At 33.0% G+C, this 21,048-nt stretch carries 18 protein-coding genes; 5 read left to right on the forward strand and 13 right to left on the reverse strand.

Translation table 11 applies throughout. The features are described from left to right. Positions 1-182 precede the first annotated feature (182 nt). Positions 183-701 (forward strand): P-loop NTPase family protein, encoded by a 519-nt coding sequence (locus CEF14_RS06770; RefSeq protein WP_102692151.1) that lies wholly within the window; start codon positions 183-185, stop codon positions 699-701. A gap of 173 nt (positions 702-874) precedes the next feature. Here CEF14_RS06770 and CEF14_RS06775 read toward each other — a convergent pair whose 3' ends face one another. From CEF14_RS06775 to CEF14_RS06825, 11 genes are all read right to left on the reverse strand, one after another. After that, positions 875-1,606: an AAA family ATPase gene (locus CEF14_RS06775; RefSeq protein ID WP_102692152.1), complete on the reverse strand. Its 732-nt coding sequence runs from the start codon at positions 1,604-1,606 to the stop codon at positions 875-877. Positions 1,607-1,690: 84 nt separating this feature from the next. Next, positions 1,691-2,536 carry a hypothetical protein gene (locus tag CEF14_RS06780; protein ID WP_102692153.1) on the reverse strand — a complete coding sequence of 282 codons (846 nt, stop codon included), beginning with the start codon at positions 2,534-2,536 and terminating at the stop codon, positions 1,691-1,693. A gap of 403 nt (positions 2,537-2,939) precedes the next feature. Next, positions 2,940-4,148: a serine/threonine transporter SstT gene (gene sstT, locus CEF14_RS06785; RefSeq protein WP_102692154.1), complete on the reverse strand. Its 1,209-nt coding sequence runs from the start codon at positions 4,146-4,148 to the stop codon at positions 2,940-2,942. Between the two features lie 742 nt (positions 4,149-4,890). Continuing rightward, positions 4,891-6,156 carry an McrC family protein gene (locus tag CEF14_RS06790; protein ID WP_102692155.1) on the reverse strand — a complete coding sequence of 422 codons (1,266 nt, stop codon included), beginning with the start codon at positions 6,154-6,156 and terminating at the stop codon, positions 4,891-4,893. Continuing rightward, positions 6,146-8,182 (reverse strand): McrB family protein, encoded by a 2,037-nt coding sequence (locus CEF14_RS06795; RefSeq protein ID WP_102692156.1) that lies wholly within the window; start codon positions 8,180-8,182, stop codon positions 6,146-6,148. The genes CEF14_RS06790 and CEF14_RS06795 overlap by 11 nt, the downstream gene beginning before the upstream one ends. Before the next feature lie 198 nt (positions 8,183-8,380). After that, a complete protein-coding gene (locus CEF14_RS06800; protein WP_102692157.1) occupies positions 8,381-8,692 on the reverse strand; it encodes a hypothetical protein in 312 nt (103 codons plus the stop codon). A gap of 32 nt (positions 8,693-8,724) precedes the next feature. After that, positions 8,725-9,246, reverse strand: coding sequence for a DUF4352 domain-containing protein (locus CEF14_RS06805; RefSeq protein ID WP_102692158.1), 522 nt, complete (start codon positions 9,244-9,246; stop codon positions 8,725-8,727). A 268-nt stretch (positions 9,247-9,514) separates the two neighbouring features. Beyond that, positions 9,515-10,474 carry a helix-turn-helix transcriptional regulator gene (locus CEF14_RS06810; RefSeq protein ID WP_245890074.1) on the reverse strand — a complete coding sequence of 320 codons (960 nt, stop codon included), beginning with the start codon at positions 10,472-10,474 and terminating at the stop codon, positions 9,515-9,517. A gap of 859 nt (positions 10,475-11,333) precedes the next feature. Then, on the reverse strand, positions 11,334-11,840 hold the full coding sequence (locus CEF14_RS06815) for a hypothetical protein (protein WP_102692160.1): 507 nt from the start codon (positions 11,838-11,840) through the stop codon (positions 11,334-11,336). A gap of 13 nt (positions 11,841-11,853) precedes the next feature. After that, positions 11,854-12,210 carry a hypothetical protein gene (locus tag CEF14_RS06820; RefSeq protein ID WP_102692161.1) on the reverse strand — a complete coding sequence of 119 codons (357 nt, stop codon included), beginning with the start codon at positions 12,208-12,210 and terminating at the stop codon, positions 11,854-11,856. Positions 12,211-12,708: 498 nt separating this feature from the next. Further along, on the reverse strand, positions 12,709-13,893 hold the full coding sequence (locus CEF14_RS06825) for a YhgE/Pip domain-containing protein (RefSeq protein WP_102692162.1): 1,185 nt from the start codon (positions 13,891-13,893) through the stop codon (positions 12,709-12,711). A 165-nt stretch (positions 13,894-14,058) separates the two neighbouring features. Between CEF14_RS06825 and CEF14_RS06830 the strand changes: the two genes are divergently transcribed. After that, positions 14,059-14,676 carry a TetR/AcrR family transcriptional regulator gene (locus tag CEF14_RS06830; RefSeq protein ID WP_102692163.1) on the forward strand — a complete coding sequence of 206 codons (618 nt, stop codon included), beginning with the start codon at positions 14,059-14,061 and terminating at the stop codon, positions 14,674-14,676. A gap of 611 nt (positions 14,677-15,287) precedes the next feature. Here CEF14_RS06830 and CEF14_RS06835 read toward each other — a convergent pair. After that, on the reverse strand, positions 15,288-15,914 hold the full coding sequence (locus CEF14_RS06835; RefSeq protein WP_102692164.1) for a transmembrane-type terpene cyclase: 627 nt from the start codon (positions 15,912-15,914) through the stop codon (positions 15,288-15,290). A 364-nt stretch (positions 15,915-16,278) separates the two neighbouring features. Between CEF14_RS06835 and CEF14_RS06840 the strand changes: the two genes are divergently transcribed. From CEF14_RS06840 to CEF14_RS06850, 3 genes are all read left to right on the forward strand, one after another. Further along, entirely contained in the window at positions 16,279-17,268 is a 990-nt protein-coding gene (locus CEF14_RS06840; protein ID WP_102692165.1) for a S8 family peptidase, read from the forward strand. After that, positions 17,240-18,049, forward strand: a complete 810-nt coding sequence (locus CEF14_RS06845) for an endonuclease I family protein (RefSeq protein ID WP_102692166.1) — start codon at positions 17,240-17,242, stop codon at positions 18,047-18,049. Before CEF14_RS06840 ends, CEF14_RS06845 begins: the two co-directional genes overlap by 29 nt. A gap of 696 nt (positions 18,050-18,745) precedes the next feature. Further along, positions 18,746-19,249 (forward strand): C40 family peptidase, encoded by a 504-nt coding sequence (locus CEF14_RS06850; protein ID WP_245890075.1) that lies wholly within the window; start codon positions 18,746-18,748, stop codon positions 19,247-19,249. Positions 19,250-19,379: 130 nt separating this feature from the next. On the opposite strand, the gene CEF14_RS06855 is transcribed toward CEF14_RS06850, so the two are convergent. Next, a complete protein-coding gene (locus CEF14_RS06855) occupies positions 19,380-20,828 on the reverse strand; it encodes a DEAD/DEAH box helicase (protein ID WP_102692167.1) in 1,449 nt (482 codons plus the stop codon). Positions 20,829-21,048 lie beyond the last annotated feature (220 nt).

Below are 21,048 nucleotides of genomic sequence, written 5' to 3' on the forward strand. Positions count from 1 at the left end.
AATATATGATGGTTACTACGATTACTATTCATCATTACTTAATGTTTCTATTATTTAGTTATTTTGAATATTTTAGGTCTTGATAGATCAATTTTTGAATTGTATTCGATAATCTCCCCTAATGCTGGTAAAATTATAGATTATTAAATAATGGAAGACAAAAAGTTAGGACGAGGTGACAAATGATGAAATCTCTTGGTCAAAAAATCCGTATCATTGGTCCTGTGGGTAGTGGAAAAACCACGTTAGCAAAGAAAATTGCGTTACGTAACCAATGTGCGTATTTTGAATTAGATAATATCGTATGGATTCGTTCTGATCATGGTGATATTCGTCGCACTGAAAATGAGAGAGACTCACTTTTACAACAAATCACTAAAAATAAAAAATGGGTCATTGAAGGTGCACATGATCAGCAATGGACAGCACCAAGTTTAGAATCAGCAGACTGCATTATCTATTTAGAACCACCCTATTTCACTAGACTCTATAGAGTCACTAAACGATTTGTGAAACAGCTATTGAAAGTTGAACAAGCGAATTACAAACCTACATTTCAAATGTTAAAAAAGATGTTTGAGTGGAGTAACTTCCATGAACAAAAGGGTAAATATTTGATCCAAGAAATGTTGGATACATATCAAGGGAAAGTTATTTTGGTTCAATCAAAAAGGGATTTAAATAGGTTGTTAGATGAATAACATTTTATGTTAGATAGCTTAAAAGGAAAAAGAAAATATTACATTCTAACATGTATTCTCTTACGGATTTTTAATTATTTTGGATATTTTGATTCTGTATTTATTTTTGATTACTTATTAAACTACCAATCATTTGGATATACGGACATCTGTTTTCTAAGATTACTGGAATTTCACAAATCCTCCTCTTTGAATAACTCATTTTGAACAATTTCCGGAGCCTGTAGAAATCGTTTTGTTAAAATATAGTGAATAGTTTCTTCATAACGAATCGTTTCGATTTCATCATTGTCAAAATGATAGATGGTAGCATTTGGATACCCAAGTAAGATGGGTGAATGGGTTGCAATAATGAATTGAGCAGTGTGCTCCAAATCTTTAATAATTTTCATCAGACTTAATTGTCTTACTGGTGAAAGAGCAGCTTCTGGCTCATCTAACAAGTAAATTGCTTTTCCACCAAAGGAATTCTTAAATAGTGAAAGAAAGGACTCACCATGAGATTGATGGTGCAGTGATTTTCCACCATATGCAGCATACTTTTTACTTGGGATATCCTCTAATGCATCAATATAACTTGCATAATGATAGAATGTTTCAGCTCTAAGGAAAAATCCTTTTGTTACTTTTGGACTCCAAGATAATCGAATATACTCCCCTAAAGCTGATTCTGCTTGGTCCACTTCAACATAACTGTTTCTCCCCCCACCTGCTGTGTTAAATTCACATTGATCAGCTATTGCTTCCAAAAGAGTGGACTTTCCTGTACCATTTTCACCTACAAAAAACGTTATATTTGATGAAAAATCAAGAAATCGGAAATTCTCTAACCATGGAATATCAAATGGATAGATTGAGGAATCTGGTACCTGATTTGGTAAATAAGATACTTTTTTTAAATACATATGTTTCTCCTTTTGGAATTTAGGTGCGATATCTCTTCTTTCAATTGAGTACATAACGCCCTTTAATTGGATAATTTCGTTACATTACATCATTTGAACAGCAAGTGAGTGTAAATGCATATTGTCTATTCTAAAATCTGTTCCGAAGAAAATAGCAAACTCCAATTCTTGAGTCTTGCTATTTTGCCTTACTTGACCTATTCCTGTAAAAGGAATGTTTGGTCGGTGTTTTAATAGTTTTTCAATTGCATCAAATTTATATAAATACGTTCTGTTACTAGGGTCTTTTATAAAAGCCTCTTCAAACACAACTTTTATATCTTTCTGATCCTCTAAAACTGTAATGTTCGCAACCTCATCTTGTAGTTTAATCCTTTTAACATACCCCATCAGTAAACAGGTCTTTCCGACATGAGAAGAATCTAGTTGTGAAACTTTTCGCTTTTTCAAGTTAGGACCTCTTCTTTTTAATAGTTGTCTTGCTGTTTGCTCATCAAATAATGTTAACTGTATACCTTGTGACTCTTTTCTTTTTCTTTGTTTGGGATTGCGATTGGATACATTTTGAACTTTTATTTGATTTAGTGATGTTTCCTCTTCTTCTGACATGGTTAAGATTGTATATGCTTCATTCAATGCTTTTTGTCTGCGTTCGAATTCTATTCCAACCATTACATCGACAGTAGGTCTTTCGTTTTCAACTGAGTAATGAACAAATCCGTATTTACAATTATCGGCATGTGAATTATATTTCCACGTTCTAAAATGTGATTTTGTTCCACTGCTATAGATTAATTTGGCGTTACAATTTGGCGTTGGGCAATATAAATTGCCCCTGAATTCTTTATAATATTTTTCACGAGATACATCCGATAAAGAAATTAAAGTAGGATTTGAACTAATATTCAGCCTTGCTTCTGGGATCCTCATCATATCACCTCTTAAATTAATAGATGGTTCTCTTTTAAAAAGGTCAAATTGATGTTTATCTTGTTGTAGAATTTTCTATTAACAAATCATTAATTACCTATATTTTACCATTATCCAAATAAAAATTCATTTGTCCAACTGTAGTAATTCCTTTTATTATTGTCTTTTCAATTCTATATTTAGTTATATATCAACAATTTTCTATATGTACAAAAACATCACATTGTTGCATATTTTTGAATAGAAATAACTACAAAAATGATAGCTATCCTGATAACCCAAATTTTATTATAAATTTAATAATTGACTTAAAATAAAAAAACTCTAATTCTAAGAGATTAGAGAAAAAAATAAGGATTGGCACCTGTCCATTGGCACCAATCCTTAGAAAGTTCTTTAAATCTTATTTATTTTTACGTTCATTTGCATATTGTGCTGCTGCTGTGAATACTACGTCTGATGATGAGTTCAATGCTGTTTCACAAGAGTCTTGTATAACCCCAATGATAAAGCCAATCGCAACAACTTGCATTGCCACATCGTTTTGAATTCCAAATAAGCTACATGCTAATGGAATCAATAGTAATGATCCACCTGCAACCCCTGAAGCCCCAGCCGCAGAAACGGCTGCTACCACCATTAAAATAATGGCTGTTGGAATATCTACATGAATATTTAATGTTTGAGCTGCTGCTAATGTTAAAACAGAAATCGTAACAGCTGCCCCCGCCATATTCACTGTAGCTCCTAATGGAATCGATACTGCATACGTATCGCGATCTAAACCTAGTTTTTCACAAAGTTTAATATTGACTGGAATATTCGCTGCAGAACTACGGGTAAAGAATGCTGTGATCCCACTTTCTTTTAATGCTGTTAACACGAGTGGATATGGATTTCTACGAGCTGCAACAAAGACGATTAATGGATTGACCACTAATGCGATAAATAACATACAGCCAACTAAAATAACGAGAAGTCGTCCATATTCTAATAATGATGATAAACCATTTGTTACAATTGCATCAAACACGATACCAATAATACCGATTGGTGCTAGATTAATAACCCATTGTACAATTTTTGAAATGGCATCAGAAAAGTTTACTAGCAACCCTTTTGTTGAATCACTTGCTTGTTTAAGCGCTACCCCTAATACGATTGCCCAAGCTAAAATACCAATATAGTTTGCATTCATTAATGCATCTACTGGATTAGATACGACATTTTGAAGAAGTGTTTGAACGACTTCCCAAACACTACCAGGTGGTTTTAATTCACCATTACTTGCCTTTAATGTTATATGAACTGGGAAAATAGTTGTCGCAATAACTGCTACACATCCCGCTAAAAATGTACCAATTGCATATAATACAATAATCGTTTTCATATTCGTTTTTTTGCCACTTTTATGTCCCGCAATAGCATTCATTACGAGTAACAAAACTAGTACAGGTGCAACTGCCTTTAACGCACTAACAAATAATGTACCTAGCATAGGAATCCATGCTGCTTTTGGGAATACGAGTGCCACGATTACGCCGATGATAATACCAATAATAATTCGATTTACTAGACTAATCGCATTCCATTTTTTCATCAAATTTTTCATATTGTTTCCCCTTCTGTGTCCTAGATGCAAAAACCATGTTGCTTTCCACCCAAGAAAACACTTTGTATTTCTATAAAACACATTTTATCATGAAATTTTAGAATTGTGACAAAAATTTTTACATTAATCCTGTTAATTTATGTCCTAATTCGCTAGTTTCTGAACAATAGATTGATATCATTTATTCAACGTTCATATTTACACGTTATTTTTATGAATTATTAGTGGATTTTTTATTAAATTAACGCAAAATAAGAACATTAATAAAATACAAGGGCTAGAATTCGATTTTCTTGAACAAACGATAATCTCCCAGATAGGAGTTTCGGAAACTCTTTTAAGTTTAAGATAGGACTTAAATTGTTGTGTTCGCGGATATCATTCGGAATTTCGCGGATGTTTGGATTTGAATCGCGGATATTTGTTCCGAATTCGTGGATGTCTCACTCAATAACGCGGATGTTTGCAGTAGATTAGCGAATGTTCTCTCATTATATTAAAATGATAGAGCAAGAATTTAAAATTCATGCTCTATCCTTTATGGATTACTGAGATTAATCAAACCATGTAGCTGCTCTTTTTCGAAGAGTCGTTCTAATGCTTCAGGTGCGTGATCTTGTAAAATGCTTTTTTTAGTTGTTTTTCTTTTGTCATCACCTGCTTGGATGAATTCTCAATATTGGATAAGCGTAAGCTATAAACTATTATAGTATATAAAGAGTTTCCTCAAGGACTAGTAATATTAGATTCCCACTAACTGCTTGACTAATATCCGTAACTCATTATTTTTTCTTTGTGCAATCCATTTAAGTACTTGTTCAATTGAAATACTACGCATTACGATTTTTCCATTCAACTTTGCTTTTCGATTTATTTCAATATACCTTTCTGTCGTTTCATTGACACCATTAAATACGGGGTAAATTATGGTCGCTTTATAACTTTCTGCCATTTGGAAATACTGTGCGTAAATAGAAAGTTGATATAGATCATTTGTTGATACGCGTTTTAAATCATAGCCTTTATATTTTGTATCTAACACGAAAGTTTCTCCCGAATCTCTATTCTTTACAAGTAAATCCGGGATAATATCCCTATAGCGTTGTCCTTCGAGTAAAAAGGCATCTGTTAAACGTTTTCCATGCTGCACCGAAAAGCTAATTGGACAATATTGGTTGAGTAATTGGAAGACAAAAAGCTCAAATAATTCATTCATATCGAGTAAAAACGCAAATTGGAATGTACTATATTGTTGCCGATGATTTTGCAAAAATAGCCTTTCAAACAGGTACTTTCCAAGAATATGAACAAGTCTATACATTTCATTTAACCGGTTATATGTAAAGTTAGGCCATCTATTCCCATTAAACGGTTTACAAATCATTTCAAATTGCTGTCTCAAATGTAAGATTTGTTGCTTGAAATCTCCAATATTCAATTTAGCTAACATTTCTAGAACAGTAAGTACTACTTGATTTTCCAATACATCATAGATGAGTTCATCGTACTGGCAATAAACAGATGTCGGTAAATTAAAATTTCTCATGGCATTTTCTCTTATTAATATTCGTCCGGATACATTTTTTAAATTATCTTGTTTTGAAACGTAATCCTTTTTCAACGCATTTTGTAACAATTCCTCAGCCTCAGAAACAAATAACTCTGTAAATTTTAAAAATAAATTATCTTTATGGACAGTGCCTGTGGTGTTTACTTGCTTCCAGAGAGCTTGTCCTTTCGCAAATAATAGCATGTCCATGACCTTATCGAACTGTTTATCAAACTTTGGCTGAATAATGATTCGTATATTCTCAAGTTCTATTACACCGACATAACTTGTTGTTTTTATACGAAGACCCGTTCGCAATTCATCAAAGTAAAAACGTTGCTCCCATGGGGTATTTTTGTGAATGCATGATATATCTTGTAAATAGTTACGCTCATCATTCGTTAACTCATATTGAATTAATCTCTCGCTATATTCAGAGAGGATGTATTCAACTTTCATGTAAATTCACCTGGAAATGATTTTCAATTGCCTCGATAAATGCTTCGTTTGAATCCGTAAAAATTCCTCTATTTATATCTTGCTCATCTAAGTCCACAAAACTATCGCCAATAATTTCAGCAAGTAATTGGTAATTATCAAAACAATATTCTTGAAGCAGTGGGATTAAATCAAATTCAAAAATATCTTTAATTTCTTCCACAGTCGAAACAACTTTGGCACCTTGCATAAAATAAGCATGTCCAATTTGTAAATCACGCCCTTGAATGGCTATCAACTTATTATTTAATACTTTTAAAATATCAGATGAATTGACACTTAATCCGTCAACATCTTCATTTAAAATGTCATAATCTGGCATACATTCAATAAATGCGAAGCGTCGTTTAATCGCTGCATCGATCATTTTAATACTTCGATCTGAAGTGTTCATCGTGCATATAAGCATAAGATTTTCGGGAATCGCAAAAGATTCTTTACTTTGTGGCAAAGTAAGTGCCATTCCGCGTTTATCCTTTTCTAACAGCGTAATAAGCTCCCCAAAAATTTTCGGCACATTTCCTCGATTCAGTTCATCAATTATAAATATATGCATTTTTTCTGTGTTTTCCTTTGCCTTCTTAACAAACTTTTTGAAAACACCATCTTCTAAAGAAAATGCCACCATGCCATTCTCTCCTTGAACTGGTCGATATCCTTCAATAAAATCTTCATATTGGTAGGATGGATGGAAAGTACAAAACTCAACTGATACATCAATATTTTGTTGTTGCTTCCATTTTATATATTGACGAACTGTATATGTTTTTCCTGTACCTGGAGGGCCAAATAAGATAACCTGTCCTTTCCGCTCAATTGCTTTGTCTATTTTTTCGTAAAAAGATATATCTCCTTCAAACTCTACACTAGGTTCTGACTTCGCTACTTGACCATTTTCCAACCATTCATCAAATTGTTTCTTTGGAACTTTACCAACCGTAATTGTCTTCCATTTGTTTTGTGGTGGAATAACTAATTCACCATTTGCAAATACCTTATCCCATGTAACACCTATTGTATGTTGGTAGTGTTCAAACTCGGGTCGATATGTATAACCTTTCTCATTTACAGTACCCATTGCAATAATTTTACTTGTTCCACGATTCGCAATAACAATATCTCCAGGTTGTAAATTATAAAAATCCCATATTTCGTTTGCTTTTCTCGTTATAGTTGATGCATTCGGATAATATCCTAGTCGACTCATCTGTTCTTTTAACTCGTTAAATGTATTGTACTGAGATAAATCACCAAGTTCTTTCCAACCAATTGCGATGAAATTATTTTCATAACAAGTTTCCCAATTCTTTGCGTTATCTCCTGGAGCAATTTTAGTTACAACCTCTTTTTTCATAAATGTTCTATACAAAAAATCTGCCAATATAATTTCATCGTATTGTTGAAGTTCTTCTTGTGCATACAGTGTATCGCGTAACAACATACTTAAATATACACAATCTTGTGAATCCATTCTTTTCTCTTCTACTCCAAGCTGAGATAAAAACAGTTTTAAGTGCTGTACTTGATAGATTGGAAGTAACTTATTTGGAGCATACATAAAGGAAATTTTACCCTTTAACATGGATTTACTATGAAGTAAATTATCTTCTGTTATATTCCTATAACTTTCACTATGTACTTGATCAATTATTGCAATAATATCTTGTCGTAGCTTTTCCCATGCTTCTTGCTCTGACGAAAATTCTTGAGGGTAAAACCAAGCGTTTTCTTTTTTCTTAAAGTAAATGACATGTTTCGCTGCAGAACCACCTTTAATACTACCGAGAGGGATAGTATTATACTCTAACCACCAACTAAAAGAATCTTTTGGCTGCAAGCCTAGTGCATATTGTTCAATTGTTAAATCTTTTAATGATTCATAAGGAAATAACTCTAAAAATTGTGTATGTAACAACTTAGCTTTCTCTAAATATTTCAACCGCTCTGGTGTAACAAAATCCTTAACGGCTTGTACTAAATTTCCCACTTTTCTCCACCCCTTAATTCACCATTTATTCGTGCTAATGAATTTTTTAGTTTGTTTTTCCATAAATCTTGATTCTATGAAAAAATAGCATTCCAACAAACAACAAATTATTCCTTCTAATTAAATATAATAAAGAAAGATTCCTTTGTTAAATATAAATACTTAACAAAAGAAATCCTTCATGTAATTCATAAACTATTAAGCTTTCGCTTTAATACGAAATGCCAAAATTCCTGCAATGACTAAGAAAATGAATGCAACGATAAAGAATAATCCGTTAGCAAATAAACCATAAATTGATATTAGAATAAGTCCAATTCCGCCAATTTTGTTAAATTTCCAAGCTATAAATCCTAAGAAGATTGATAGGGCGGATAACCAGAAAACGGTTGCTCCGTCATTTGCCATTGCTTCTTCCCCGAATCCAGCTCCAAAGGCTGTGACTAAAAAGCCACTTGCTAATCCTGATAATCCACCTAAAATTGCTAGTACTGCTACCCAAATTTTCATGTTTCTTTCTTCCTTTCTAACTTAGAAAACTATTATTTTAATTCTGATTTTTTGAGTTTAAATTTAATTTCTGCATTATTTTTTAACGAGAAAGAAGGTTCATAGTACAATTCATATTCTTTTGAATATGGTACATCAAATGCAATCTTCCCTGTCATTGTTTTTCCTTTTTTGACTTCTCCGCTTAAGGTATAATCAAACCCAAAATATTGTTCTTGCATATTCCCTTTTGCATCAGAAATTGTGAATTCCGTGTTGTCTACAAAGCCATTGTTTGCACTGTTGTTTTTAGCACTGACTTCAATCTCTAAAACCTTTCCTTTTTCAGTTTTTACATACTCTGCTGGTTTTACAAATTTAGCAGAAACTAATTTTATTTCCATGCCATCAATAGAAACCGTATCACCTACTTTATAAAATGTAGGTGCCTTTTTCACTTTCTTTTCAGTTGTTTTTGTGCTTTGATCAACTTGTTTGACCTCAGCTTCACCACATGCAGTCAAAATAGCCATTAAAAACGCAGATACAATGATCAATTTTAATATTTTGTTCATATTTACCTCCTAATGTTTTAAGTCTATTTTCGAAGGATAAGTAAAACATTTTTTATATTTATTTACATTAAATTGATGAAAGAAATAAGAAAATTAGTTCCATCCGATTTGGTAATGTTTGCTACATCCTTCTTCCGTCAATAATCCTATCAAACATTAGGGACAAAAGATGTCCATCTTCGCGTATTAAAAATTTTTTCTTATAAAATTTAATAGTAGTCATCTAGGAACAAACTCGATGATTTTATCAAATTATTGGTATCTAATATTATTCATATAAATTGTTCATTTTTCGAATAGTTTTGGCTAGCGTTTCTCTAAAATGTGCAGGTTCAAGTACTTCGATATATTCTGCTTGGCTTAGTAACCACATTTTGATGCCTTCCCCGAAAACTTCTGCCGTAAATACTGTACCTGATCCATCTTGTTTTACGATTTTGGCTGTTGGAAGTCGATCTAATATTGCTTGTGGTGACCAACCTTTATATCGAAACTTAATATGTAATAATTCTCCACTGTACATGAATTGAACTCTTTTTTTGAATTCTCCTTCTTGGAAGCGATCGCTATATGGTACTTTAAATTTATCGGGTAATATTTTGACTTCTTCTATCCGATCCACTCGATAGGTTTTTGGAAAATCTAAGTCTACGTTTGATTGATAAGCAATGAGATAAAAGTAAAATTCTGAAAAAATGAGGCCCACAGGTTTTAGGATTTTTGCTTTCGCTTTATTTTCATATTCTTTTTTATATGCCACTTGAATAAGGTTTTTACTGTTTATCGATTTTGCTAAATTCCAAAGCGTTTCAAAGATTGATTTGCTATTTTGTAAGCTTTCATATAAATACTTTTCATTACTAATGATACTTTCAATTAATTTTTTATTTTCACTTACAGATAACTCAAGTAAATGATCAATAATGGCTTGCATTTCTTTTTTAGGAAAAGCTCTTGAATCCATTAAAATTTTCACAATTGCAAGTAATTCTTGTGATGAAATATATTTTTGTTCTTCTCGACTAATCGTATAGTTTTTTTCCTTTTTATTAAAAACCAAATAACTACCAGGATCTTCAATCTCTAGATATTCTCTAATATCACCAATATCTCTTTGAATGGTTTTTTCACTCACACCAAAGCGAGTCGCTTCTTCAAGCTTGCTGATTGACTTTCCACTCTTCAATCTATTAAAAAGTGATAGCAATCGAATATTTTGGTTATTCATTTTCTCACTCATAAAATCACCTTTTGCAGTTTTTTTAGTTTAAACTATAGTTGCATGTTACTTTAGCTATAACGATTCTCATTATAGCACTGTTAGAGATATACAGTTTTACCTTTTTTGTATGTATAGTTATTCTCATTTACAGCCTGCAAAAGTTTACGGAAAATCGTACTTGGATTTTTTATGTATTTGAATTAATTTCATAAGTCAGTTTTTGTTAAAAAATACATACAATTCAACCTGTAAAAGTGTAAAATGTTCATATTTGGAAATTACGCTCCAGATGGCGCTTTCCACGGGCTTGGCTTCAATCTCCTCGTCACTCCGTTCCTGCGGGGCTTTCAGCTCAAGCTATTCCCGTAGGAGTCGCCATCTTCCGCTCCATAATGAAATAGTAGATAATATTAAAAGTTCGGAATTTTAGTGTAGATTTTGCATTATTAAATTAACTCATTTATCTAATGAATAACCAAATTTGTTAATTTTTATTTCCTTGATAAAATAACAATCCCCTCATATACTTAAGATAGTAAAATCATAACTTAAAAAGACCGCTGATGTTGGAGCATCAAACGGTCAATTATAGTTGGTTTCCTCAAGGGGATTGGCTAAAATGTGCAGATAATCCATTCGAGCCTTTAACTCAAGGATGGGTTATTTTTTGTTTATACCTCTTATTTATATAAGGTATGCTAGTATTATTACTTTATGCTGAAACGACTACTGTTCCAAATACTCAGCTACATGCAGAATTATTGGCATAACAATTCCTTTTTACATTCAAACATTACTTTATAGAATCTATCAACATCCTCTTAATACCAAAGAAAGGCTATCCTAGTAGGAAGCCTTTTTTCGCTTATGACTCATGTCTATTTGAGTTTTTACTCCAATTTTTAATTAATGCTAATTCTTCTTTTAAACCATCGGAATATTGACCTTCACTTATATAATCTGTGAATTCGATGAATTTGATTGCGGCATTATAAAATTCATCAAGAAATTCTTTTTGATTACAAATCATAATTTGATTTTCTAAAGATAACATTAATTCGTTTTTTGATTTTTTTTCAAATTTTATTTCTAATGGTGAATTTGGATAATAAACTTCCCCATATCCTTCCTTTAAGTAATCTATTAAAGCATTATTATAATATTGCCAAAGTGGTGAAATTTCATCTGATTCATCAAAATCGATAATTTCTCCCTTTTCGCCATTTTTAAATGTGATCGTTCCATCTAAATTTAAAAATCCATCTTCCATAAAGTCTTCTTTTCGATTAACAAAATCTTTAATTTTCTCTTTTTCATTCAAACTAGCATATTTGTCTTCATTTTCTAAATAAATATAAGTTTCTATTTTCATCGTATTCTCCTTCTTATTTAGCTACAGGATACAATTGACGTATATGTCCTCTTTCAACGCCTAAAACATACTCTACGCCATCAACTTTCCCTTTCACTTGCTTCGAACTGTTAGAAGAAACTTTAGAAAGCGTTTGTCTATTTTGTTTAGCTACACTAATAGCTATTCTTTCTATATCCTTTACCGATAATCTAGAATCAAAAAAGGTTTGTTTCTTTACACTTTTCTTACTATCCGTCCAATACTTAGGATGATGTCTTTCTAGCATATGATTCATATCAGTTTTTGTTAGATAATATTTTTTGGATCCAACTGAATAAGATGTTCCTTTATAATTTTTTAATGCATTAGTAACTTTTGATTTAGGCACTTTTTTAAAAGTTTTTGAGCCAACTTTTGCTAACCTTGTAACACCTTGAATAACTAATCTACCAACTAATACTACCCATGCATCAGCTTCTTTATATCCAACTTCAATGTTACTATTTTCTTTTCCAAAATATGACCCTAAAGTAGATGAAGGAATAGAATAATCATTATTTTCTTTTAAATATATAGAGGGTGCAAAAACTGAAATAACTTAGCTAAAAATAATAATTAACGCTATTTTTTTCCTCAATTTTTAATAAACCCCTTATAGATATAGTTTTATAAATTATATCTATTTTGAAATCCAAATCAAATAAATTATACAAAAAGGTAAATAATTACCACAGAACTTTATTTTGTTTAAATCTTTTTGACTGAATCAATTTCATAAATCCATTTATGTTTATAAATATAAATAATTAAATCCAACTACGTACTAATAATCAGATTTTGCAATTTCACTCCCGATAGCTCTTTCCGAGGCACCAGTACCTTCCTTCTATTTTTCTTCTACAATTCCCCCTTCATCAACATTAGCTAGGCCCTTCTCTCTCTTCGGTTTCCAAACAGATAAAACCCCCAAGATTAAACTCACTATTCCAATCCATGTTAAAGCTGCAGTAGATGTATTCCAACGAATTGCATCATCAAAGAAGAATAGTTCACGTAATCCTTCAGTCATAAAGCGCATTGGTAGCCAAGGATAGATCCAATCCTTGTAAAAGACTGGCATGACTTCTGGTGTTATTTGTAATAATGGAATGCCAAAGAATAGTAGTAATACAAAAATCGGAATGCCAGCGAATCCAATCCAGCTTAAAATCGCGAATATCATTAAGGTAAAGCTACAGCTTGTTAAAGTTAAAAATAGCGCTGTATCTAGTAAACTTGGAAAATCGTAATCGAGTATAGATGTGGCAAACCAAGTTAGTCCGAAGCCTGTTACAACACCAATGATAAGACTAACGCCTAGCTGAATGAGACGTGCCAACAGTTCTTCCTTTTGATTGTTGAAGATTCGTTTTTTTATCGAAAGGAAAATCAAAACAGCGCCTATTAAGCTACCAAACCATAATGGTTGGAATAAAGATAATGGTGCATTACCTAATGTTCCCGTTGGATGAACCATTACGGTATTTTTCGTAATAGGTGATGTTAAGATTTTAGCCTGTTCTACTGACAGCTTCACATGCTTGGCTTGTAAAGCACCTAATATCTCTCCACTTATTTTTCCGTTGAATTGGTCAACGATGCCGTTTAGAGCTTGATTTACTATATTTGCAATAGTAGCGTTTTTCCCTTGATTGACTACTAGTTTCATTTCTGGAGAAACAGGTGATGGTGATTGTAAAGTCATGTACTTTTTACTAAAGTCAGATGGAATGACGATTGCTCCATAATAGCTTTGATCATCCATTCCCTTTTGCATTTCATCTTGATTTTTTAGGTTCACCCATTTAATCATTGGTTCTTCATCCGTTTTTTGCTTCTCAGTAGCCTGTTGAATCCCCTTCAAAATGGTTTCACCCATATTATTCTTTCCTACTCCTTGATCTTCGTTGACAAGAGCTATTTTCAAGTTTTTAGGTGCCTGATGAGTAGTTGGAATTTGCGTACAACTAAAGATAAATATCAAAATCAAAGAAATAATTGGTGCAAGTATTAAAAATTTATGGTTCTTCATTAAATCTCTCCCTCTCAGATAATAAACATAATGTTGATTAATGAACTCATTGTTTATTATATTCAAGATAGTGTAATATACAATAAACAATAAAAATCACCTTGTTGATTTTTAAACACTTATATAATAACTGTTCATTATCTTATGAATTAGGAGATGTTTTTTATGGCTCAAGCTCAATCCAAACAAGATCGTCGAATACTGAAAACTAAAAATGAAATTAAACAAGCATTGACGGAGTTAATAGAGGAGAAGCGTTTTGAAGCAATCACCGTTCGTGATATTACGGAAAGAGCTAATATTAACCGGGGTACATTTTACTTACACTATCAAGATAAATATGACCTACTAAAACAATGTGAAGACGAAATTATCAAAAACATTATAGAGAATGTACGTGATGTACAGGTATACGATATCGAAGAATTAATAGCAAAGGAAAAACCTTTTCCTTTTATCGTCACCATTTTAGAATATATCCAAGAAAATGCTGATTTTTTACGGGCTGTTCTTGGACCAAATGGTGACCCCTCATTTCAGGAAAAATTAAAAGAAGTCATGATTCAAAATTTCTTTTTCAAAAAATTAAATAATCCTTCAACAACTGTACCTATTGATATTTTGACAACGTATATTTCGTCTGCTCATTTGGGAGTGATCCAACAATGGCTAAATACAGGGATGAAGCAATCGCCAGAAGAAATGGCCTCGATTTTATTTAGAATCATCACAAAGGGACCTATTGTAGCGATTGGGTTTGGTAATCGGGTACAGGAAAAGTAAATAATTTATATTGATGATTTGATTCTTGTGAAAAGCACCTCCAAAGTCTTATATACTAAAATGAACATATCTTTGAAAGTACTTTTTTATTTGTCTTCAAAAACTAAAGCTATAAAGAATTCTTTCCTTTAATTTATATTACGCCAAAGCTCTGTAGTATTTACCATTTTTTAGTGTTACATATCCACGAACTCCATAGGGTATTCTTCCACTCATAGTGGCTTCTTTGAGTTCCTTGAAAAAATAACAACCTCCACGTATACTAAAGTTATTAAAAGCATAATTTAAAAAGACCGCCGATGTTGGTCCATCGAACGGTCAATTAGATAGTTGGTTCCCTCAAGGGGATTAGCTGTAATGGAATATATAACCCATCTGAGCCCTTAACTCAAGGATGGGTTATTTTTTATGGTTTTTAAATGAAAGTATTGAAACGACTAATGCTGCAAATGCTACAGCAAACATTAATGCTTCATATACTGACATGGCACCACCCCCTTTCTCGGGAGTGAGCCAACCACCCTTGAGTACAAACTATCTTAATTCATTGTAACAAACATGCGTTCCTTTTCGCCATACAAATTAGGTAAGCTTTTTGTTGTTAGTTGAATCTAGATTCTATTTTTTCTATAAAACTTTCGCAAAAGAACGATATAAATCCAGTCATATACGAAAGTTGCAATTGATAGGATCGTAATCAGATCTGTTCTGAAATAAATAAAAAATGCAACAGCAGCAAATAAGCTTCCTAGCATTTTAAATATCGCAATATAGATTGATTGACCGCTTGTGTTCCCTCTACTTAATAATAGAGAGATAAAAAGCCCAGACATCATTAAATTTTGCGAAAAAGCAGTATATTTTCCTTCCACATCATTAAACTCAAAAGTCATCGCTATGATGATAAAAAAACTGAATCCGAGAGCTATAAAAAATGATAAGTAAAAATAATCTGCTGAAGTCCCCTTCTTGATTTCCTTTCGTCCATACTTTAGATATTGCATCATAATGATAATATCCAGTAAAAACCAAATGAGTGTAATGATTTTTTGTGGTCCTGAGTGAGGTAAAATGAAGGTAAAAATAAATTCCCATGATATGTTTGCACAAATAGCTACCATAGGCATTCCATAATTTTCATCTTGGTACCCTCGAATGATGATTAGAATATAAGTTACAATCCAAAATAGACCCGTACCTAATTGTAAAATAGAAAGAAAGTCTCCCTGATTAAACAAATACACCCCCCATTTTAACAATCTTGATAATAAAAATTTAATCATGATCTAGATACTATATGAGTAGAAATCTGACGAAGTCAGAATTCCTTTACTATAAAGAACTTGAATGTAGAACAATATAAACAATAATTAGAAAAAACATATAGAATACTATGATAAAAAACCTATGAAGATAAAATTAAAAAGCTATTCAAAAGAATATCAACTTGTAATTTTGAAAGTAAATCTCAAAATTTGTTAAAATTCAGAGATTTTGTTAAAAATACATCTATAGTAACTGTTCATATAAATTCTGAATTGTTAAACTATTAATAACTTCCAAGAATACACTTGAAAACTAATTCTTTCAGGAGGGATAGAGATGGAGCAAAAGTTACATTTAATTCCGTATGAAGTGAATGCAGTTATGGAAGAAGTGTCTGAGGTACCAAAAGGGATTGAGCTTATTGCAGCTCCGAAAATTTGGGAGAAATCTAAAGGGAAGGGAATCACTGTCGCGATATTGGACACAGGCTGTGATGTCACCCATCCTGATTTGAGTGAGCGTATTATCGGCGGACGGAATTTCACGGGCGATGATAATGGAAATCCTGATGTATACACTGACTATAATGGCCATGGAACCCATGTGGCTGGTACAATTGCTGCTGTCCATAATGGTGCAGGAGTAGTTGGTGTTGCACCTGAAGCAAATTTATTGATTTTAAAAGTGCTTGATAAAAACGGATCAGGTCAATACGACTGGATCATAAATGGAATTAACTATGCAGTTGAACAAAAGGTGGATATTATCTCCATGAGCCTCGGCGGTTCTAAGGATGTATTAGAGTTGCACCAAGCAATTCAAAGTGCAATCGCTAACCAAATTCTAGTAGTTTGTGCTGCTGGAAATGAGGGAGATGGACAGAGTTCTTCAGATGAATTGACCTATCCTGCCTGCTACAATGAAGTTATCAGTGTTGGATCGATTAATCTGCAACGCCGTTCTTCTAAATTTTCAAATTCGAATAATGAAGTCGACTTAGTAGCCCCTGGTGAAGAAATCCTTTCAACGTATTTAAATGGAAAATATGCAAAACTAAGCGGCACTTCGATGGCAACACCGCATATATCAGGTGCACTTGCACTCATAAAAGAAATTGCCACCAAAAACTTTGAGCGAAATCTAACAGAAGATGAGCTGTATGCACAGTTAATAAAGAGAACGATTCCTTTAGGAAACTCGCCAAAACTCGAAGGCAACGGGTTGGTGTACTTAACATTAGAGGATTTCTTATCGGATGTGTTCAACCAAAAATTATCTGCACAGGTGTTGAAAATTAATGGAAAAGCTAGAATTGCTAAATTGTGAATGGGAAACGGCCAAGTCAAACTTTTTAAAATATAAGGAAAATCGACCCTATTATGACGAAAAGAAAGATAAGAAAGTCAAGAATCAATACTATCAATGCATTTCATTCACGGATGCTAATCTTTCAGAAAAGCTTCATACATTGCTTGAAACAACACATACAGATCCGTTAAACTACAGCCCGCATCGTTATGTGTACCCATGGGTTGATTTGCAGGAAAACGGTTCATTAAAAAGCCTTTATTCTGGAAATGGGATGGATCCACTTTCTGTCATAGAGAAGGACATTCGTCTCCATGAAATGCAGACAAAAGGGTTAATCGGCATCTTTTCGGATGATCTATTAAACTGTGAGCATGTAGTGCCTCAATCATGGTTCGATAAAAAAGAACCAATGAGAGGAGACTTGCATCATCTATTTGCTTGCGAACCCACCTGCAATAGTAGTCGCAGCAACTATCCTTACTTCGATTTCTACGATTATGTCCCTGAAGGATCAATTTTAGGAATCAAAGATGGTTGCGGCAAGGCTGAAGAAAGTAAATTCGAACCAGAATACGGTAAAGGAATCGTTGCCAGAGCAACACTCTATTTCCTAATTCGCTATCCAAACACAATAAAAAAAGAACTAGTGAATGTTCCTATATTGTTAAAATGGCATCAAACATTTCCGGTATCCATCTATGAAAAGCATCGTAACCTAGCGATCCATGAACTTCAAGGCAATCGGAACCCATTTATTGATTTTCCGGAGATGGCAGAAAGTATCGTAACCATATAAAGTGAAACTTCCATCAGTGGGGTTTTCTTCATCCCCCACTGATTCATATTTGAATACAAGCTAAGTACACACGTCCGTGTGGCAACGCTTGTGTGACTAACATCCTGTTGGTCCAACTAATCGAGGTTTTAGAGGCTATTTTTCCCCCACCTTTCTTTTCTTAAAGTCTTGTGGTGAGGGGGCTTACAGGTAAGCGACCTTTAAAATCCGTTTTCCGAATGGATTCACCTTGATTATGAAGAAGAAATATCTGTCCTCTTTCGGATAGGATAAGTTGTGAATAGAGACTCATCGTTTTCATTCCTTTCAATAGTTGTTGTCGTAAACACTATTTTACAAGGATTGAATAGATGAGTCTTTTTTAGTGTTGCACTTAAAGTGTAAATTTTGAATTTATTACTTTTTTAAGTAGGTCACTATTCAAGTATAAATTCATTCCATACCCTGCAAACACCGATTCTAGACTTTAAAACTAATTAAACGATCCCTTCACTTTATTTTTGGTCATTTTGCAATAGTCAACCTTAGACATATTTCACTAAAACTTTTTCAACTTTTTTGTCATTTTATAGATTTGTCCTACATACTATAGATTTTGTGATTGTTGATTTTAGGAGGAGAACTGATTAGGTAGTTCTTTTTGCTAATTTCTGTTACTCGTAGCCTTTGGAATTGTTTTATCTAAAAAAATAAAGAATGTTCGTAGGAGGGGTTATTATTACTTTATCTTCACGTATTTCAAAGTGGGTATTAACAGTTGTTTCCATGCTGGCATTATTTGCGGCATTTACTTTTGGTCAAGCAAGCAATGCAAAAGCCTCCATCAATTATGGAGAAGAAGTTTCACAAGTAGCACAACGTTATGTAAATACTCCTTATAAATGGGGAGGAACGACGCCAAAAGGTTTTGATGCTAGTGGATTTACACAATATATTTATAAAAAAGCAGCTACTAAAAAGGTAATACCAAGAACAAGTGCCACGCAATATAAAGAAGGTACATCTGTTAGACAAAATCAATTAAAACAAGGCGATTTAGTCTTTTATGCTACAGGGAAAAAAGGAGTAGTATCTTTTGTTGCCATTTACAATGGTGATGGGACATTTACTGGCGTTACGATGGATGGTGTAAAAGTTGTTAAAATGAATGGAAAGTATTGGAAAGATCGCTATATTGGTGCAAAACGAATTATTAAATAATCTTCAAACAAGATTAGCCCTTCTCTATCAGAGAAGGGCTTTGTGTTGAGTGTACAGTTTTAAGAAAAACCTAAATACAACAAAAAAGAAAGCATATGTTAAAAACTATCTAATATACAACGCTAATGTTTCACTTCTTATTAGCCTCATATACTTTCAATAACTTACCTTTTATTGTTGTGTTCTTCATTTTATTTAACACAATCGGACCTTTATTATTTAGTATTTCAACATAAGAAAAATTATCTAATATTGTAATGATACCAATATCCTCTACTGATACTCCGTCAATTTTTGCAATCGTTCCAACAAAATCTACTGCTCTAAGCTTCTTTTTTTTACCACCATTAAAGAATAACTTCATGATTTGCTCGTTTAATTTTTCACTTTTTGCATGTTTAATCGTTGGTCCAACATTCATTTTTAATTCAAAAGTCATTTTCTTACTTGATACTTCCTCTTTTGAAGGAGCGGCCATTTTCGGAATCTCAAAACCAATGTATTCTTCAATTGCACTTAAAAACTGATTTTCAAATGGCGTAACAAAAGTGATTGCTTTCCCCTTTTGCCCTGCTCGTCCTGTTCTTCCTGTACGATGGACATAGCTTTCTTTCTCTAATGGAATGTCGTAGTTGATCACATGGGTTATATTATCAATATCAATTCCTCTAGCGGCTACATCTGTAGCAATTAAATAGCGAAATTCTCCTCTTCTAAAGTCATTCATCACAGCAAGCCGATCATCTTGAACCATGCCACCGTGAATTTTATCACAGCTATAACCTAAATCAGCTAATTGATCACATACAGTATCTACTCGATCTTTTGTTCGACAAAAGATTATGCAACTATCTGGATTTTCAACAATTGTTACATCTTTAAGCATAGAAAATTTATTCTTTTCTTCCACTTCAACAAGAGAATGTTCAATTTTATCAGTTGTGAGTCCCGTTGCCTTAATTTCAATATCGATAGGTGTTTTCATATAGTTAAGTGAGAGATTTTTGATCTCATCTGGTAGAGTAGCTGAAAATAACATGGTCACTCGTTTGCGAGGTACCTCTTTGATGATAGCTTCTACTTGTTCGATAAATCCCATGTTTAACATTTCGTCCGCTTCATCAATAACAAGATAGTTAATCTTATCTAAGGACAGAGTACCTTTTTCAATATGATCTAACACACGGCCTGGAGTACCAACGACTACATGTGTTTTTTGCTTTAGTTCCGTTTTTTGTATGGCAAAGGGTTGTTTTCCGTAAATCGCTGTTGCTTTTATCCGTTTAAACCTGCCTATGTTTAGGAAATCCTCTTTCACTTGCACAGCCAATTCTCTCGTTGGTATCAAGATAAGCGCTTGAGGTTTGTTTTCCTTCCAATCAATTAATTGACAAATTGGAATCCCGTATGAAGCAGTCTTCCCACTACCTGTTTGCGATTTTACGACAAGGTCCTTTTTCTCTAACACAAGAGGAATAACCTTACTTTGAACTGCTGTTGGATTTTCATATTCTAAGCTATCCAGTGCCTTAACTATTTCATTACTTAATTTATAATCTTTAAAACTTTCTTTGCACATAACTAAGCCTCTTTTTTTGGGGGATTTTATCCTTATTATTATCTCGGGATTATCCCCTTATTCAAACTATCATTATACGCTAAATTGATAAGAAATGACCTGCTTTACGGCGTGGCCACTAAAAAAGTGGAGTAGACTAATTTTTATTGTATATATTTGATATTGCATGAAGTGGAATCGACTTCAACTAAGATAGTAACATAATTGTGTGAGTACCTGG

The sequence above is a fragment of the Rummeliibacillus pycnus genome (assembly GCF_002884495.1).
Classification (GTDB): domain Bacteria; phylum Bacillota; class Bacilli; order Bacillales_A; family Planococcaceae; genus Rummeliibacillus; species Rummeliibacillus pycnus.

What these genes read in the sequence shown, in the direction of transcription:
- CEF14_RS06840 (WP_102692165.1), top strand. Translation starts at nt 16,279, where the DNA reads ATGGAGCAAAAGTTACATTTAATTCCGTATGAAGTGAATGCAGTTATG.
- CEF14_RS06790 (WP_102692155.1), bottom strand. Translation starts at nt 6,156, where the DNA reads ATGAAAGTTGAATACATCCTCTCTGAATATAGCGAGAGATTAATTCAA.
- CEF14_RS06770 (WP_102692151.1), top strand. Translation starts at nt 183, where the DNA reads ATGATGAAATCTCTTGGTCAAAAAATCCGTATCATTGGTCCTGTGGGT.
- CEF14_RS06850 (WP_245890075.1), top strand. Translation starts at nt 18,746, where the DNA reads ATGTTCGTAGGAGGGGTTATTATTACTTTATCTTCACGTATTTCAAAG.
- CEF14_RS06775 (WP_102692152.1), bottom strand. Translation starts at nt 1,606, where the DNA reads ATGTATTTAAAAAAAGTATCTTATTTACCAAATCAGGTACCAGATTCC.
- CEF14_RS06845 (WP_102692166.1), top strand. Translation starts at nt 17,240, where the DNA reads ATGGAAAAGCTAGAATTGCTAAATTGTGAATGGGAAACGGCCAAGTCA.
- CEF14_RS06810 (WP_245890074.1), bottom strand. Translation starts at nt 10,474, where the DNA reads ATGAATAACCAAAATATTCGATTGCTATCACTTTTTAATAGATTGAAG.
- sstT (WP_102692154.1), bottom strand. Translation starts at nt 4,148, where the DNA reads ATGAAAAATTTGATGAAAAAATGGAATGCGATTAGTCTAGTAAATCGA.
- CEF14_RS06780 (WP_102692153.1), bottom strand. Translation starts at nt 2,536, where the DNA reads ATGAGGATCCCAGAAGCAAGGCTGAATATTAGTTCAAATCCTACTTTA.
- CEF14_RS06855 (WP_102692167.1), bottom strand. Translation starts at nt 20,828, where the DNA reads ATGTGCAAAGAAAGTTTTAAAGATTATAAATTAAGTAATGAAATAGTT.
- CEF14_RS06830 (WP_102692163.1), top strand. Translation starts at nt 14,059, where the DNA reads ATGGCTCAAGCTCAATCCAAACAAGATCGTCGAATACTGAAAACTAAA.
- CEF14_RS06800 (WP_102692157.1), bottom strand. Translation starts at nt 8,692, where the DNA reads ATGAAAATTTGGGTAGCAGTACTAGCAATTTTAGGTGGATTATCAGGA.
- CEF14_RS06825 (WP_102692162.1), bottom strand. Translation starts at nt 13,893, where the DNA reads ATGAAGAACCATAAATTTTTAATACTTGCACCAATTATTTCTTTGATT.
- CEF14_RS06805 (WP_102692158.1), bottom strand. Translation starts at nt 9,246, where the DNA reads ATGAACAAAATATTAAAATTGATCATTGTATCTGCGTTTTTAATGGCT.
- CEF14_RS06815 (WP_102692160.1), bottom strand. Translation starts at nt 11,840, where the DNA reads ATGAAAATAGAAACTTATATTTATTTAGAAAATGAAGACAAATATGCT.